12 protein-coding genes and 1 tRNA gene are annotated in these 13,966 nt (G+C 71.0%); 9 read left to right on the plus strand and 4 right to left on the minus strand.

The window, feature by feature from the left end; translation table 11 throughout:
• Nucleotides 1–161 precede the first annotated feature (161 nt).
• On the plus strand, nucleotides 162–1,274 hold the full coding sequence (locus ABZ953_RS32025) for a HAMP domain-containing sensor histidine kinase (RefSeq protein ID WP_361731274.1): 1,113 nt from the start codon (nucleotides 162–164) through the stop codon (nucleotides 1,272–1,274).
• Nucleotides 1,275–1,325: 51 nt separating this feature from the next.
• On the opposite strand, the gene ABZ953_RS32030 is transcribed toward ABZ953_RS32025, so the two are convergent.
• The 3 genes from ABZ953_RS32030 to ABZ953_RS32040 form a co-directional block, all read right to left on the minus strand.
• Nucleotides 1,326–2,342 carry an NAD-dependent epimerase/dehydratase family protein gene (locus ABZ953_RS32030; protein WP_361731277.1) on the minus strand — a complete coding sequence of 339 codons (1,017 nt, stop codon included), beginning with the start codon at nucleotides 2,340–2,342 and terminating at the stop codon, nucleotides 1,326–1,328.
• Nucleotides 2,343–2,434: 92 nt separating this feature from the next.
• A complete protein-coding gene (locus ABZ953_RS32035) occupies nucleotides 2,435–2,920 on the minus strand; it encodes a MarR family transcriptional regulator (RefSeq protein WP_361731280.1) in 486 nt (161 codons plus the stop codon).
• A gap of 55 nt (nucleotides 2,921–2,975) precedes the next feature.
• The gene (locus tag ABZ953_RS32040; RefSeq protein WP_361731283.1) at nucleotides 2,976–3,533 is read right to left on the minus strand and encodes a DUF1062 domain-containing protein; all 558 of its coding nucleotides are present in this window, start codon (nucleotides 3,531–3,533) and stop codon (nucleotides 2,976–2,978) included.
• A gap of 376 nt (nucleotides 3,534–3,909) precedes the next feature.
• On the opposite strand from ABZ953_RS32040, the gene ABZ953_RS32045 reads away from it, so the two are divergent.
• Complete coding sequence (locus ABZ953_RS32045) at nucleotides 3,910–4,518, plus strand: hypothetical protein (RefSeq protein ID WP_361731286.1); 609 nt, start codon at nucleotides 3,910–3,912, stop codon at nucleotides 4,516–4,518.
• 165 nt (nucleotides 4,519–4,683) lie between these two features.
• Here ABZ953_RS32045 and ABZ953_RS32050 read toward each other — a convergent pair.
• Nucleotides 4,684–4,756 (minus strand) — tRNA-Arg (locus tag ABZ953_RS32050).
• A gap of 309 nt (nucleotides 4,757–5,065) precedes the next feature.
• On the opposite strand from ABZ953_RS32050, the gene ABZ953_RS32055 reads away from it, so the two are divergent.
• The 7 genes from ABZ953_RS32055 to ABZ953_RS32085 all read left to right on the plus strand — a co-directional run bounded on the left by ABZ953_RS32055 (nucleotide 5,066) and on the right by ABZ953_RS32085 (nucleotide 13,966).
• Nucleotides 5,066–6,715 carry a dynamin family protein gene (locus tag ABZ953_RS32055; RefSeq protein ID WP_361731289.1) on the plus strand — a complete coding sequence of 550 codons (1,650 nt, stop codon included), beginning with the start codon at nucleotides 5,066–5,068 and terminating at the stop codon, nucleotides 6,713–6,715.
• Nucleotides 6,712–8,640, plus strand: a complete 1,929-nt coding sequence (locus ABZ953_RS32060) for a YfjP family GTPase (protein ID WP_361731292.1) — start codon at nucleotides 6,712–6,714, stop codon at nucleotides 8,638–8,640. The genes ABZ953_RS32055 and ABZ953_RS32060 overlap by 4 nt, the downstream gene beginning before the upstream one ends.
• A gap of 204 nt (nucleotides 8,641–8,844) precedes the next feature.
• Nucleotides 8,845–9,288, plus strand: a complete 444-nt coding sequence (locus tag ABZ953_RS32065; protein WP_361731295.1) for a single-stranded DNA-binding protein — start codon at nucleotides 8,845–8,847, stop codon at nucleotides 9,286–9,288.
• A 361-nt stretch (nucleotides 9,289–9,649) separates the two neighbouring features.
• Nucleotides 9,650–11,038: a Cys-Gln thioester bond-forming surface protein gene (locus ABZ953_RS32070; RefSeq protein WP_361731374.1), complete on the plus strand. Its 1,389-nt coding sequence runs from the start codon at nucleotides 9,650–9,652 to the stop codon at nucleotides 11,036–11,038.
• 132 nt (nucleotides 11,039–11,170) lie between these two features.
• Nucleotides 11,171–12,835, plus strand: coding sequence for an energy-dependent translational throttle protein EttA (gene ettA / locus ABZ953_RS32075; RefSeq protein WP_361731298.1), 1,665 nt, complete (start codon nucleotides 11,171–11,173; stop codon nucleotides 12,833–12,835).
• 7 nt (nucleotides 12,836–12,842) lie between these two features.
• On the plus strand, nucleotides 12,843–13,283 hold the full coding sequence (locus ABZ953_RS32080) for a thioesterase family protein (RefSeq protein ID WP_361731300.1): 441 nt from the start codon (nucleotides 12,843–12,845) through the stop codon (nucleotides 13,281–13,283).
• A complete protein-coding gene (locus ABZ953_RS32085) occupies nucleotides 13,280–13,966 on the plus strand; it encodes a hypothetical protein (RefSeq protein WP_361731303.1) in 687 nt (228 codons plus the stop codon). Before ABZ953_RS32080 ends, ABZ953_RS32085 begins: the two co-directional genes overlap by 4 nt.

Here is a 13,966-nt window from a genome sequence, read left to right on the forward strand (position 1 = left end):
CTACCCGTCCCGTCCGCCCTGCCCGTCCCGCCTATCCCCTCCGCCCTACCCGCCCCCTCCGCCCAGCCCCTCCCGTCCGCCCCATCCGCCCCATCCGCCCCATCCGCCCCCTCCGTCCTCGTCGGGAACGACCAACCGCACGCCCCCACCCGGAGCTGACCGTGCGCGACACCCTCCTCATCGCCCTGTTCGCCTTCCTCGGAGCCGTCGCGGCCGGGCTGCTCGGCGCGGTCGCGCTGCGGCTGCTCCGGCGCCGTTCGCTCACCGCGTCCCTGGCCGTCGTGGCCTCCGTGGCCGTGGGCGCGATGCTCGCGGGAACGCTGGCCGTGGCCTGGGCGATGTTCCTCTCCCCGCACGACCTGACCGTCGTCACCACCGTCGTCGCGATGGCGGCCGTCGTCTCGCTGGCCACCGCGCTCGTGCTCGGCCGCTGGGTCGTGGCCCGCAGCCGTGAACTGGCGGTGGCCGCCCGCTCCTTCGGAGACGGAGGCGACTTCGCGGCGCCCGCCGCGCCCGCGACCGCGGAACTGGAGGCGTTGAGCCGGGAGTTGGCGGCGACCAGCGCCAAGCTCGCCGAGTCCAGGGACCGGGAGCGTGCTCTGGAGACCTCACGGCGGGAGCTCGTCGCCTGGATCTCGCACGACCTGCGCACCCCCCTCGCGGGCCTGCGCGCGATGTCCGAGGCGCTGGAGGACGGCGTCGCCACCGACCCCGACCGCTACCTGCGCCAGATCCGCACGGAGGTCGAGCGCCTCAACGACATGGTCGGAGACCTGTTCGAGCTCTCCCGCATCCACGTCGGCGCCCTCGCCCTCTCGCCGTCCAGGATGTCGCTGTACGACCTGGTCGGCGACGCCCTCGCCGGGGCCGACCCGCTCGCCCGCGAACACGGCGTCCGGCTCGTGGGCGACCGCGTCGAGCCGGTGCCGGTGGAGGTGGACGGCAAGGAGATGAGCCGGGTCCTCGGCAATCTGCTGGTCAACGCGATCCGCCGGACACCGGCCGACGGCACGGTCGCGGTGGCGGCGGAGCGGTCGTCCGAGGGTGTGGTCCTGTCGGTCACCGACGGCTGCGGCGGCATCCCCGAGGAGGACCTGCCGCGCGTCTTCGACACCGGCTGGCGCGGCACGCACGCGCGTACGCCTCCCGCCGGGGCGGGCCTGGGCCTGGCGATCGTACGGGGCATCGTGGAGGCCCACCAGGGCCGCGCCGCCGTACGCAACATCCCGGGAGGCTGCCGCTTCGAGGTGACGCTGCCGACGCTCGAGGCCTGAACCCCGAGCCGTCCCCCGTCAGCATCCCTCCCATCCCCATCCCCATTACCGCTACCGGCTTCGGTGGCTCCGCAACCGGGCCCCGGCGAACTCCGCCATCCCTACCAGGAAGCCGACTTCGGCCTCGCAGCCCAGCTCGGCGCGGAGCCGGGACGAGTCCGCGGTGATGTGGCGCACGTCGCCGAGCCGGTACTCGCCGGTGACGACGGGCTCGGGCCCGCCGTACGCCGCCGCCAGCGCCCGCGCCATCTCGCCGACGGTGTGCGGTTCGCCGCTGCCGCAGTTGTAGACGCGGAGCACGCCACGCTCACCGCCCGGCCCCGCCTCCAGGGCAGCCACATTGGCGGCCGCCACATCCCGTACGTGGACGAAGTCCCGCCGCTGCGCTCCGTCCTCGAAGACGCGGGGGGCCTCGCCGCGCGCGAGTGCGGAGCGGAAGAAGGAGGCGACGCCCGCGTACGGGGTGTCGCGGGGCATCCGGGGCCCGTACACGTTGTGGTAGCGCAGCGACACGGCCGAACCGTCCGTCGACCGGGCCCAGGCGGCCGCCAAGTGCTCCTGGGCGAGCTTGGTCGTCGCGTACACGTTCCGGGGGTCGACCGGGGCGTCCTCGCCGACGAGTCCGGGGGCGAGGACCGAGCCGCAGGCCGGGCAGGCGGGCTCGAAGCGCCCGGCCGCCAGGTCCTCGACGGCCCGGGGCCCTGGCCGCACGACCCCGTGCCGTTCGCACGCGTACCGCCCCTCTCCGTAGACGACCATCGATCCGGCGAGGACCAGCCGCCGCACCCCGGCCTCGGCCATCGCGCCGAGCAGCATCGCCGTACCGAGGTCGTTGCGGGAGACGTACTCCGCCGCGTCGGTGAAGCCGTTGCCCAGCCCGACCATCGCGGCTTGATGGCAGACGGCGTCCACGCCGGACAGGGCGCGGGAGACGGCGTCGCGGTCCCGGACGTCCGCACCCGGGTCCTCGCGCACGTCGAACACGACGGGCTCGTGCCCGCGCGCCGCCAGCACCTCGACGACATGGGATCCGATGAACCCGGCTCCGCCGGTGACCAGTACACGCATGGGCCGCACGCTAGGCCCGCCACCGCGCACGGCACAGAGCCGCGCCGGTGATGTCACCGCTCCGTAAGACCTGTCCGGGGACAGCCGGTCAGTCAGATGCCGTGCGTCTCCGGAGAGACCGGTTCGCCACCCGCGACGGTGAAGGCGGTCAGAGCCTCGACGAGCGAGGAACGCTGCTCCGGGGCGAGACGCTCGACGATCGCGGCGATCTCGGCGTGGCGCCGTGCCGTGACCTCCGCGACGGTGCGCCGGCCCTCGTCGGTGAGCCGGAGCCGGGTCTCGCGGCGGTTGCCGGGGGTGGCCTGCCGGTCGGCGAGGCCGGTGGCGATCAGCCGGTCGACCATCCGCATGGCGGTGGAGGGCGCTACGTGGAGCAGTTCGGCGAGGGCCACCAGCTTGGTGTCGCCCCGGTTGGAGAGGGCGGCCAGCATCCGGAACTGAGGAAGCGTCACCCGGTCCTCGACCGCTGAGAGGCACCGGGCGGACAACCCCGTCAGGAGCCGCGAAGCGGCCAACACAGCGTCGGTCACCGCATCAACATCATCCACGCCCCCGTGCGGGGTCCCAGGCTCGGCCATGCCCCCTTTCTACCGCCCACCACTGCCGTCGCGTCACCGACTACGCCTCAGAGGCTCAGCACTTGAGCAGAAAGGTGAAGTCGCCGGAGAGCCTGCCGCTCAGCCGGACGGCCGAGACGAGGTTCCCCTCCACATGGAGTCGCTCGACCTCTGCCCGTGCGAGACCGCAGCCTTCAGCGATCAGCCGCACGGGCCGCACAGGTATCGGCGCCGCGAAGCGAACCGAGACGTCGAGCACCTCGTGGTCGCCCCGGGCCGGGTGATCCGGCTCGCCGGTGTCGAGACGCCAGGCGTCGCGCCAGTCGAGGGCGATGCGGTTCCGGCGCCGCACGCCGGGATCCTGGAGCAGCTCGGCTGCCAGGCCAGGGTCGTTGTCGTGCAGCCGGTCCAGCAGTTCGGGTCGTACGGAGCGTACGTTCGTCCGCTCCAGGACCGTGAGCTTCACGGTCTCCCCGCACGCGGTGCAGAGCGCGAGGAGCCAGGCGTCGAGGAGCTTGTGATGGGCGTTGACACGGAATTTGCCGTTCGCCCGGAAGTGTCCGGACGCGCATGTGTGGCAACGGCGCAGGACGAGGGGCAGGCAGGTGGGCATGACCACCCAGTTCTGGAGCACAGGAGTACACCGGTTTCAGTGAGAAGTCCGCAGCAAGAAGAAGCGCGGCGCACAGGTGCGACACGCGACGGTTCAGCTCTCGGGAGGTCTCACACGGTGTACAACGGCCACGTCCTCGACTGGACAACTCAACTCGGTTCGGCAGCACGGTAATCGCGCGCGATGGCGCTGTTCCAGTGATTTACGGCGGCGCGGGACCTCACGACGTGATCACTGTCATGTCACGAACGTGTCCTGAGCACGATCAAGATGCAACTGGGCGAACCGCACCGACCATCTGACAGGACAGAAAGCCACACGGCCGAACAGCCCCCGGCTCACCACCCCCCCCGCTCCTCCCGAGCGCCCCCCACACACACAGAGGACAGACACCAACATGCGCACTGGCACTGGCACCGGCACTCGCACTCGCACCGGCATCCGCACTCGGAAGATCTCGGTACTGACCATGACTGCGGTGGCCCTCGGCCTGTCGCTGACGGCATGCAACAGCGACGGCGGCGACAACGCGTCCTCTTCCTCGAGCGACACGTCGGCGGCGTCCGAGAACACTCCGAAGTCGGACACCTCGAAGTCCGGCACCACCGACGACAAGCCGGCGGGCACCCCGGCCAAGTCCGACAAGAAGTGCACGGACCAGGTGAACTACGCGGGCGACTCGCGCTCGAACGCCGAGATCAACTCGATCGGCCAGGACACGGGCACGTGCCCGCCGGTCAAGAAGTCGTCGTCCGACACGAAGTGCACGGACCAGCTCAACTACGCGGGCGACTCCCGTTCGAACGCCGAGATCAACTCGATCGGCGAGAAGACCGGCACGTGCCCCCAGCCCGAGAAGGGCGACAAGTCGGCGGCGGGCACCCCGAAGGACCCCAACAAGAAGTGCACGGACCAGGTGAACTACGCGGGCGACTCGCGCTCGAACGCCGAGATCAACTCGATCGGCGAAGACACGGGCACGTGCCCGCCGGTGAAGCAGAAGTAATCCACCGACCAGCCACGAATCGCTGACGCCCCTGAACCACCTGCCGACACACAGCCCCGCTCGCACCACGGCGAGCCGGGGCAGCGGCCCCCTGCGATCGCAGTGATGTGCCCCGCACACGAACGAACGAGCCCCTCACGCGCCACCGCAGGTGAGAGGCGGTTGCGCCCCCGGCAGGACTCGAACCTGCGGCCAAGCGCTTAGAAGGCGCCTGCTCTATCCACTGAGCTACGGGGGCCGGGTGTGGCCGGGTGGCATGGGGCTCGGATGTGGGGGTGATCCGTGACCTTGCCGCAGACAAGGATAGGGCTCCCGGGTCCCTGTCCCTGATGCTTCGCCTCCGCGCCGTGATGTGGAGGTTCGGTGAAGCGATCCTGATAATCGCAGGCAGGTGCGAATCTCGCATCGCTTTTGGCGTCTCCCGCCCCGGGTGTTGTGCACTCGTTATGCCTGCGCCCCAGTCGCCCCTTCCATCCCTTGTGTCCGATCGGCGCGCAGGGACCACCATATGCTTCAGAAAGCCGTCAAAATTGGGCATTCTTCGCATGTGGTGACCTTGGACGTACGGCCTCAGTTGCTTGACGCACTCTCCGCCCTGCGCGAGCGTGTCGCCGCCGCACGCTTTCCGCTCCCCCTGCCGGGGGCGCCCCGCGCGCGTGCCAACCGGGACGAGTTGCTGGCACAGCTCGATGACTATCTGGTGCCCCGCCTCAAGGCGCCCGAAGCTCCCCTTCTGGCCGTCGTCGGCGGCTCCACGGGGGCAGGCAAGTCCACCCTCGTGAACTCCCTCGTGGGGCAGCAGGTCAGCGAGGCGGGCGTGTTGCGGCCCACCACGCGTACGCCGGTGCTCGTCTGCCACCCCGACGATCACCACTGGTTCTCGGGGATGCGCGTCCTGCCCGACCTCACGCGCGTGTGGGTGCCCCGGCACGACCCTCCGGAGGACGGTGACGACGACGGCAGGGACGACGATCTGGACGCGCGGGCCATGGCGGACGAGGAGGAGCACGCCCTGCGGATCGAGACCGCACAGAGCCTGCCGCGCGGACTCGCCCTCCTGGACGCCCCCGACATCGACTCGCTCATCTCCGACAACCGCGTCCTGGCCGCCGAGCTGATCTCCGCGGCCGACGTGTGGGTCATGGTCACCACCGCCTCCCGGTACGCCGACGCCGTCCCCTGGCACCTCCTGCGCACCGCAAAGGAGCACGACGCCACCCTCGTCACGGTCCTCGACCGAGTGCCCCACCAAGTGGTGACCGAAGTGTCACGGCAGTACGGGGCGCTGCTCACGAAGGCCGGCCTCGGCGACGTGCCGCGCTTCACCGTGCCGGAACTGCCCGAGTCCGCGGGCGGTGGCGGGCTGCTGCCCGCCACCGCCGTGGCCCCGTTGCGCGCCTGGCTCACCCACCGCGTCCAGGAACCCGCAGCCCGCGCCCAGACCGTGGCCCGCACCGCGTACGGCGTCCTCGGCTCCCTCGACGCCCGGATGCCGGAGCTCGCGGGAGCCGTCGCCGCCCAGTACGCGGCCGCGCTCCGGCTCACCTCCGCCGTCGACGAGGCGTACGAGCACGAGCACGCGCGCGTGCAGGGGCGTTTGCGAGCCGGTGGAGTGCTGGCGGGCGACGCCCTCAAGCGCTGGCGCAGCTACCCGCTCGACTGCGGCCCGGGCGAACTGCTCGACGCCATCGCCGAGAGCCTGGAGGCGCTGCTGCTGTGCGCCGTCACTGCCGCCGACGAGCGCATCGACGAGGTCTGGCGGCGCGAACCCGCCGCAGGCGCCCCCGGCCTCGCCGACCGCGACCCCGGAGTGGAGAGCGCCGAGCACCGCATCGGCATGGCCGTCCGCAGGTGGCGGCGCGTCCTCGAGGAGTACGCCGAGGACGAGGTGCGCGGCATCGAACGCGTCGACAAGAACCCCCTCCCCGACCCCGAGGTCGTCGCCGCGCTGCTCGCCACCGCCCTGCTCGGCGGGCACCGGGCGCGTTCGGCGGGAGAGACCCTCGCCGAACGGATCGGCGCCCAGAGCGCGGTCCGGCTGCGCGACCGGGGCACGCGCCTGCTGGGCGAGTACCTGGAGAAGGTCCTCACCGTCGAGCGGGAGCGGCGCCTCGCCCCCCTGTACGCCCTAGAGGTGCACCCCGAACCCCAGGCCGAGCTGATCGCCGCCCTGTCCGTACTGCAGAAGGAGAGGTGACCGCGGTGACCGCAGTCACTGATCACGCCGACCGCGCCGACCACGGCGAGGGGAGCGAGCCCGACGGGACCGATGGGACCGACGGGACGACCGACGAAGGCCCCGGCAGCGGTGCCGAACGTGCCTGGGACGACGGGCTCATCGCGCGGCGCGTCGCGGGCGGGCCCCGGGGTGCGGCCCCGGACGCCGACTCCGTAGTGCGCTCGTACACCCTCGCGGGGAGTCCTGCTCCCGCGAAGAGTCCCGCTCCCTCGGCGAGTCCCGCCCCCCTCGGGAGCCCCACCCCCTCAGGGAGCCCCACCACTCCGGGGAGCCCCACTTCTTATGAAGGGCCGCTGCGCGCGCGGCTCGACGCGCTGCGCGAACTCGTCGGGCTCTCCCGCACCCGCCTCGACAGCGGCACGCTCGCCGAGGCGGGCCGGGTCCTCGATGAAGCCGCCGCCCGGCGCAGGCTCTCCGATCAACACACCGTCGTCGCCGTCGCGGGCGCCACCGGCAGCGGCAAGTCGACGCTCTTCAACTCCCTCGCCGGAGTGATGATCTCGGACACCGGTGTGCGCAGGCCCACCACCGCCGCGCCCATCGGGTGCAGCTGGACGGACGGCGCCGCGGGCCTCCTCGACAGGCTCGGGATCCCGGGTCGACTGCGCCGCAGGCCACTGCAGGGACCGGGCGCCGACGAACTGCGGGGGCTCGTGCTGATCGACCTGCCCGACCACGACTCGGCGGTCGGCGCGCACCGCGAGCACGTCGACCGGATCCTGGCACTCGTCGACGCCGTCATCTGGGTCGTCGACCCGGAGAAATACGCCGACGCGATGCTCCACGAACGCTATCTGCGGCCCATGGCCGGCCACGCGGAGGTCACCTTCGTAGTGCTCAACCAGATCGACCGCCTCCCCGGGGACGCCGCCGACCAGGTCCTCGACGACCTGCGGCGGCTCCTCGACGAGGACGGCGTCGCACTCGGCGAGCACGGCGAACCGGGCGCCACGGTCCTCGCGATCTCCGCGCTGACCGGCGAGGGGGTCGGCGAACTGCGCGAGGCCCTCGGCCAGTTCACCCAGGAGAGGGGCGCCGCGGCTCGCCGGATCTCCGCTGACCTGGACGCCGCCACGGACCGACTGCGTCCGGTGTACGTCGCCGGGGCGCACCCGGGGCGCCACCGCGGCCGGATCGGGCTCAGCGAGGAGGCGCGCGAGGAGTTCGCCGACCGGCTCGCGGACGCCGTGGGCGCGGCCGCGGCCGGAGACGCCGCCGAGCGGGCCTGGCGCAGGAATGCGGGCAAGGCGTGCGGCGACCCCTGGCTCAGGCTGTGGCGATGGTACGAGGCCAAGCGTTCCTCGCAGGGCCCTCCGACGCCGACCGCGCTGGCACCCATCGACGAGGAGGCGACGGCGCGCCAGCGCGTGGAGCACGCCGTACGCACGGTGGCCGACGAGGCGGCATCGGGGCTGCCCGCGCCCTGGGGGCAGGCCGTGCGGGAGGCCGCGGTACGCGGTGCCGCGGGGCTGCCCGAGGTGCTCGACGAGCTGGTGGTGACGGCGGGCGTGCCGCTCGGACGGCCACCGCGCCCCGGCTGGTGGCCGGCCGCCGTTCTCGCGCAGGCGGCGATGACGCTGCTCCAAGTGGTGGGCGGGATCTGGCTGGTGGGGCAGATCATCGGGGTCGTCACACCGAACCTGGGCGTGCCGGTACTGCTGATGCTGGCGGGCATCGTGGGAGGCCCGTGCGTGGAGTGGGCGAGCCGGATGGCGGCGCGAGGGCCCGCGCGCAGGTACGGGTACGAGGCGGAACGGCGGCTGCGCGAGGCGGCAGCCGGGTGCGGGCGGGCGCGGGTCCTCGATCCGGTGGCGGCGGAACTGCTGCGCTATCGGGAGGTCAGGGAGCAGTACGTGCGGGTGTCGGGTTCGCCGGTGGGGTGAGGCACCCAAGGCGTCCTGCCGCCCTTCTCGCTCTCCCTCGCCGCTCCTCTCCCTCTTCCGCTCCCTCTTCCGGGTGACGAGGATTTCCACAACCGGGCAGTGGTCCACAGGGCTCAGCGGGATCTGGCGGGCCGGTGCAGTCTGAGATCGCAGTCGCGGAGGGCGCGGCGGCAGGAGCGGACGAGGCGGGGGAGGGGTTCGGCGATGAACGAGACCTTGGTGACGGTAGTGGGGAATGTCGCGACGACACCGGTGTACCGGGAGCTGCCGTCGGGGCCGGTGGCGCGGTTCCGGCTCGCAGTGACCTCGCGGTACTTCGACGCGGCGCAGAACACATGGAACGACGGGCACACCAACTTCTTCACGGTCTGGGCCTGGCGGGCGCTCGGGACGAACGTGCAGGGCTCGGTTTCCGTGGGCGAACCGGTCATCGTGCAGGGCAGGTTGAAGGTGCGCGACGAGGAGCGGGGCGGGCAGCACTGGACGTCGGCGGACATCGAGGCGCTGGCCGTCGGACACGATCTGTCGCGCGGTACGGCGGCCTTCCGGCGGGTGGCGAAGGGCAATCCGGCGCTGACGACGCCGGCGGCGGAGCGGGAGACGGAGATCGCCGGGGCGAGGGGCAAGGAGCCGGTGAGCGCCGGATGACGGGCCGTCAGCGACGGGTGCGGGGCGGCGACCGATGTGTGGCTTATCGGCGATTGCGGTCGGTTGATTTGTCGATAAGCCCAGCTCGGAGCGGGTGTTGGGGGATAACGATTCCGAGTCGGATCCGCCGTCCGATGGGATGCGTGGGGCTCGTGATCCACCGCTTCCTTAGGATGCCGGACGTAGCTCACGGGGCAGTCGGCAGGTGATGCCACCCAGGTGGCAGGTGACACCTGCCCCATTCAGTCTGCTGGCGGAACCACCCCCCAACGTTGTGAACGGGTCCCGCCCGGAGGGGAATTCTGTGTTTTCTGCGTTGTCCATACGTAGCCGAGGTGCCGCACGCTTCGCCGCAGTGACCATGGCGGCGGCGCTGGCGGTGGCGGGAGGGATGACCGCCGCCACCGCCGCCGTGGCGGAAGAGGCGCCGCAGCACCAGGGCGGCGCGACCGCGACGCTGGGTGGGTTGCAGACGTACGACCAGGCCGTCGTGCATGACAACGGCAGCTCGCAGCAGGTGCCCGCGGGGCTCTTCGAGATGACCGTGGAGGGCGGCGGCACCCTGCAGACGTACTGCGTCGACATCCTCAACCCCACGCAGAATGACGCCAAGTACCAGGAGACCCCCTGGAGCGGCACCTCGCTCAACGCCAACCGCGACGCGGGCAAGATCCGCTGGATCCTGCAGCACTCGTACCCGCAGGTTAACGACCTCGCGGCGCTGGCCAGAAAGGCGGGCGTGCGCTCCCTCACCGAGCAGACCGCCGCCGCGGGCACACAGGTGGCGATCTGGCGGTACTCCGACGGCGCGAAGGTCGACGCCATCGACCCGAAGGCCGAGAAGCTCGCCGACTACCTGTTCCACAGTGCGCGCGACAGCGCGGAGCCGAAGGCGTCGCTGACGCTCGACCCGCCCGCCGTGTCGGGGCGCGCGGGGGAGCGGCTCGGCCCGGTGACCGTGCGGACCGACGCCGACTCGGTGACGGTGACCCCGCCCGCGGACTCCGTGGCGAGCGGCGTGAAGGCCGTCGGCAAGAACGGCAAGGCCGTGAAGTCCGCGCACAACGGCAGCCGCCTGTACTTCGACGTGCCGAAGGATTCCCCGGACGGTTCGGCGGCGCTCTCCTTGCAGGCGTCCACCACCGTGCCGGTCGGGCGGGCCTTCGCGTCCGAGACCAGGAGCCAGACGCAGATACTCGCGGGCTCCAGCGAGTCGACGGTCTCGGCGACGGCGACGGCGAACTGGGCCGAAAAGGGAGCGGTGCCCGCGCTCTCGGCGGAGAAGAACTGCGCGAAGAGCGGTATCGACATCGCCGCGGACAACAAGGGCGACGAGCCGTTCACGTTCCGGCTGATGGGCGTCGAGCACACCGTCAAGGCGGGCGCGTCACAGACGGTGACGATACCGTTGCAAGAGGATCAGCCCTACGACTTCACGATCAAGGGCCCGGACGGCTTCGAGAAGCGCTTCAAGGGCGTGCTCGACTGCCGGACCGAGGGCGCCGCGACCGTAAACAGCAAGGCCCAGCCCGTCTCCGAGCCCAGCCCCGCCTCGGCGGGCGGCACCTCGGGCGGCACCTCGGGCGGCGGCGACCTGGCGGCGACCGGCAGCTCCAGCAATACGCCGCTGATCGTGGGCATCGCGGTGGTGTTCGTCGTCCTCGGCGGCGCTGCGGTCTTCTTCCTCCGCAGGAAGGACGATTCGCCGCTGGATGCTGAACCCGGAGGGACCGGCAACGACAACCAGTGACCGGGTAATTACCCCAAGCGGTCAAGGAACGTCCAGGTCATGGCCCCCCAGCCATACTGGTTTCCCCCGGTAGGTGGCCGTCAGGCAAGATGGGGTGTATCTGCCCACTCACTGATTGCCGGACGGTTTCTCTTGGCTGAGTACATCTACACCATGCGCAAGACGCGCAAGGCGCACGGCGACAAGGTGATTCTTGATGACGTCACCCTGAGCTTCCTTCCTGGCGCCAAGATCGGTGTCGTGGGTCCCAACGGCGCCGGTAAGTCCACGGTGCTGAAGATCATGGCCGGGCTCGAGCAGCCGTCCAACGGTGACGCGTTCCTCTCGCCCGGGTTCAGCGTCGGCATCCTCATGCAGGAGCCGCAGCTCGACGAGTCGAAGACCGTTCTGGAGAACGTCCAGGACGGCGCCGCCGAGATCATGGGCAAGCTCAAGCGCTTCAACGAGGTCGCCGAGCTCATGGCGACCGACTACTCGGACGCGCTCATGGAGGAGATGGGCAAGCTCCAGGAGGACCTGGACCACGCCAACGCGTGGGACCTCGACGCCCAGCTCGAGCAGGCCATGGACGCGCTCGGCTGCCCGCCCGGCGACTGGCCCGTCACCACCCTCTCCGGTGGTGAGAAGCGCCGCGTCGCGCTCTGCAAGCTCCTCATCGAGGCGCCCGACCTGCTCCTCCTCGACGAGCCCACCAACCACCTCGACGCCGAGTCGGTGAACTGGCTGGAGCAGCACCTCTCCCAGTACGCCGGTGCCGTCGTAGCGGTCACTCACGACCGGTACTTCCTGGACAACGTCGCCCAGTGGATCCTCGAGCTCGACCGCGGTCGCGCCCACCCCTACGAGGGCAACTACTCCACGTACCTGGAGAAGAAGCAGACCCGTCTCAAGGTCGAGGGCCGCAAGGACGAGAAGCGCGCCAAGCGGCTCAAGGAAGAGCTCGAGTGGGTGCGGTCCAACGCCAAGGGGCGGCAGGCCAAGTCCAAGGCGCGCCTCGCCCGTTACGAGGAGATGGCGGCCGAGGCCGACAAGATGCGGAAGCTGGACTTCGAGGAGATCCAGATTCCGCCGGGCCCGCGGCTCGGTTCGATCGTCGTCGAGGTCGAGAACCTCTCGAAGGCCTTCGGCGACAAGGTGCTCATCGATGACCTGAGCTTCACGCTGCCGCGCAACGGCATCGTCGGCATCATCGGCCCGAACGGCGCGGGCAAGACCACGCTGTTCAAGATGATCCAGGGCCTGGAGACGCCGGACTCCGGCGCGATCAAGGTCGGCGACACGGTCAAGATCTCGTACGTCGACCAGAGCCGCGCCAACATCGACCCGAAGAAGACGCTGTGGGCCGTCGTCTCCGACGAGCTCGACTACATCAATGTCGGGCAGGTCGAGATGCCCTCGCGGGCGTACGTCTCCGCCTTCGGGTTCAAGGGTCCGGACCAGCAGAAGCCTGCGGGTGTGCTCTCCGGTGGTGAGCGCAACCGCCTGAACCTGGCGCTGACCCTCAAGGAGGGCGGCAACCTGCTCCTCCTCGACGAGCCGACGAACGACCTGGACGTCGAGACCCTGTCCTCCCTCGAGAACGCGCTCCTCGAGTTCCCGGGTGCCGCCGTCGTGATCTCCCACGACCGGTGGTTCCTCGACAGGGTCGCCACGCACATCCTCGCCTACGAGGGTGACTCCAAGTGGTACTGGTTCGAGGGCAACTTCGAGTCGTACGAGAAGAACAAGATCGAGCGTCTCGGTGCGGACGCGGCCCGCCCGCACCGTGCCACCTACAAGAAGCTCACGCGAGGCTGAGGCGACTGTGGCTCGACACATATACCAATGCCCGTTGCGCTGGTCGGACATGGACGCCTTCGGGCACGTCAACAACGTCGTCTTCCTGCGGTATCTGGAAGAGGCGCGCATCGACTTCATGTTCCGGCTCGCGCCCGGTGACGGTTCCCCCTCGTTCTCGGGCGGTTCGGTCGTGGCCCGCCACGAGATCGACTACGTACGGCCGTTGGTGCACCGGCACGAGCCGGTCACCATCGAGTCGTGGGTGACGAAGATCGGTGCGGCGTCGCTGACCGTCGCGTACCAGATCAAGGACGCGGACCAGGTGTATGTGCGGGCCTCGACCGTGGTCGTCCCCTTCGACCTGGAGGCGCAGCGGCCCCGCAGGATCACCGCCGAGGAGCGGGCGGTCCTGGAGACGTACGCCGACGACAGCGCCGACAGTGGCTCGGGGGCGCTTGCCGCATGACCACGCGGCTGCACTTCGCCGATGCCGGGGAGGCGGCGGACCTCGCCGCCTTCCTGGCCCGGCTGATCCACTACGACAAGGCAGCCGCGGTGCGGCTGCAGGCCGCCGGGGACACGCTCGCCGTGTTCGGGCGGCCGCCGTCGTTCGAGGTGCTCGTCATCCGGACGGCGCGGCTCGCCAAGCCGTACGAGGACGGGCTCGACACCACGCTCGACGTCACCGTCTCCGCCGGTGAGTTCCTGGAGCGTGTCGGCGAATCGGTGGAGTCCGGGACGGCGAAGGGTGTGGCGGGCGTGCCGGAGGCCGTCACCGGGCCGCCGTGGGCGGGCGTGCTGCCGCCGCGTGGCGGCTGGCGGCCGGAGCCGGGGCTGCCGGTTCCGGACGTACTGCGGGCCGTCGTGCAGGCGGCCGTCGCCGAATTCCGTTCCCGTATCGAGGAGTTGCCCGCCGAACGGCGGGTGCGGGCCGAGCTCGACCGGGTCGGGCGGGAGATCTGGTCCAGGACCGTCGGCGACACACAGCTGCCGGTGCGGGCCGCCCACGCGGCGCAGTCCCTGGGATTCCTGCGCGGGGACGCCCTGACGCTGCTCTCGTCGGGGGCGTGGCTGCGGCTGCGTACGGCCTACGGGTCCGTCGCGGTGCGCCGGGCCGGTGTCGGAGGCCTCACCGTCACGCCCGCGTGA

This window comes from Streptomyces sp. NPDC046465, assembly GCF_040646035.1.
Lineage (GTDB): Bacteria > Actinomycetota > Actinomycetes > Streptomycetales > Streptomycetaceae > Streptomyces.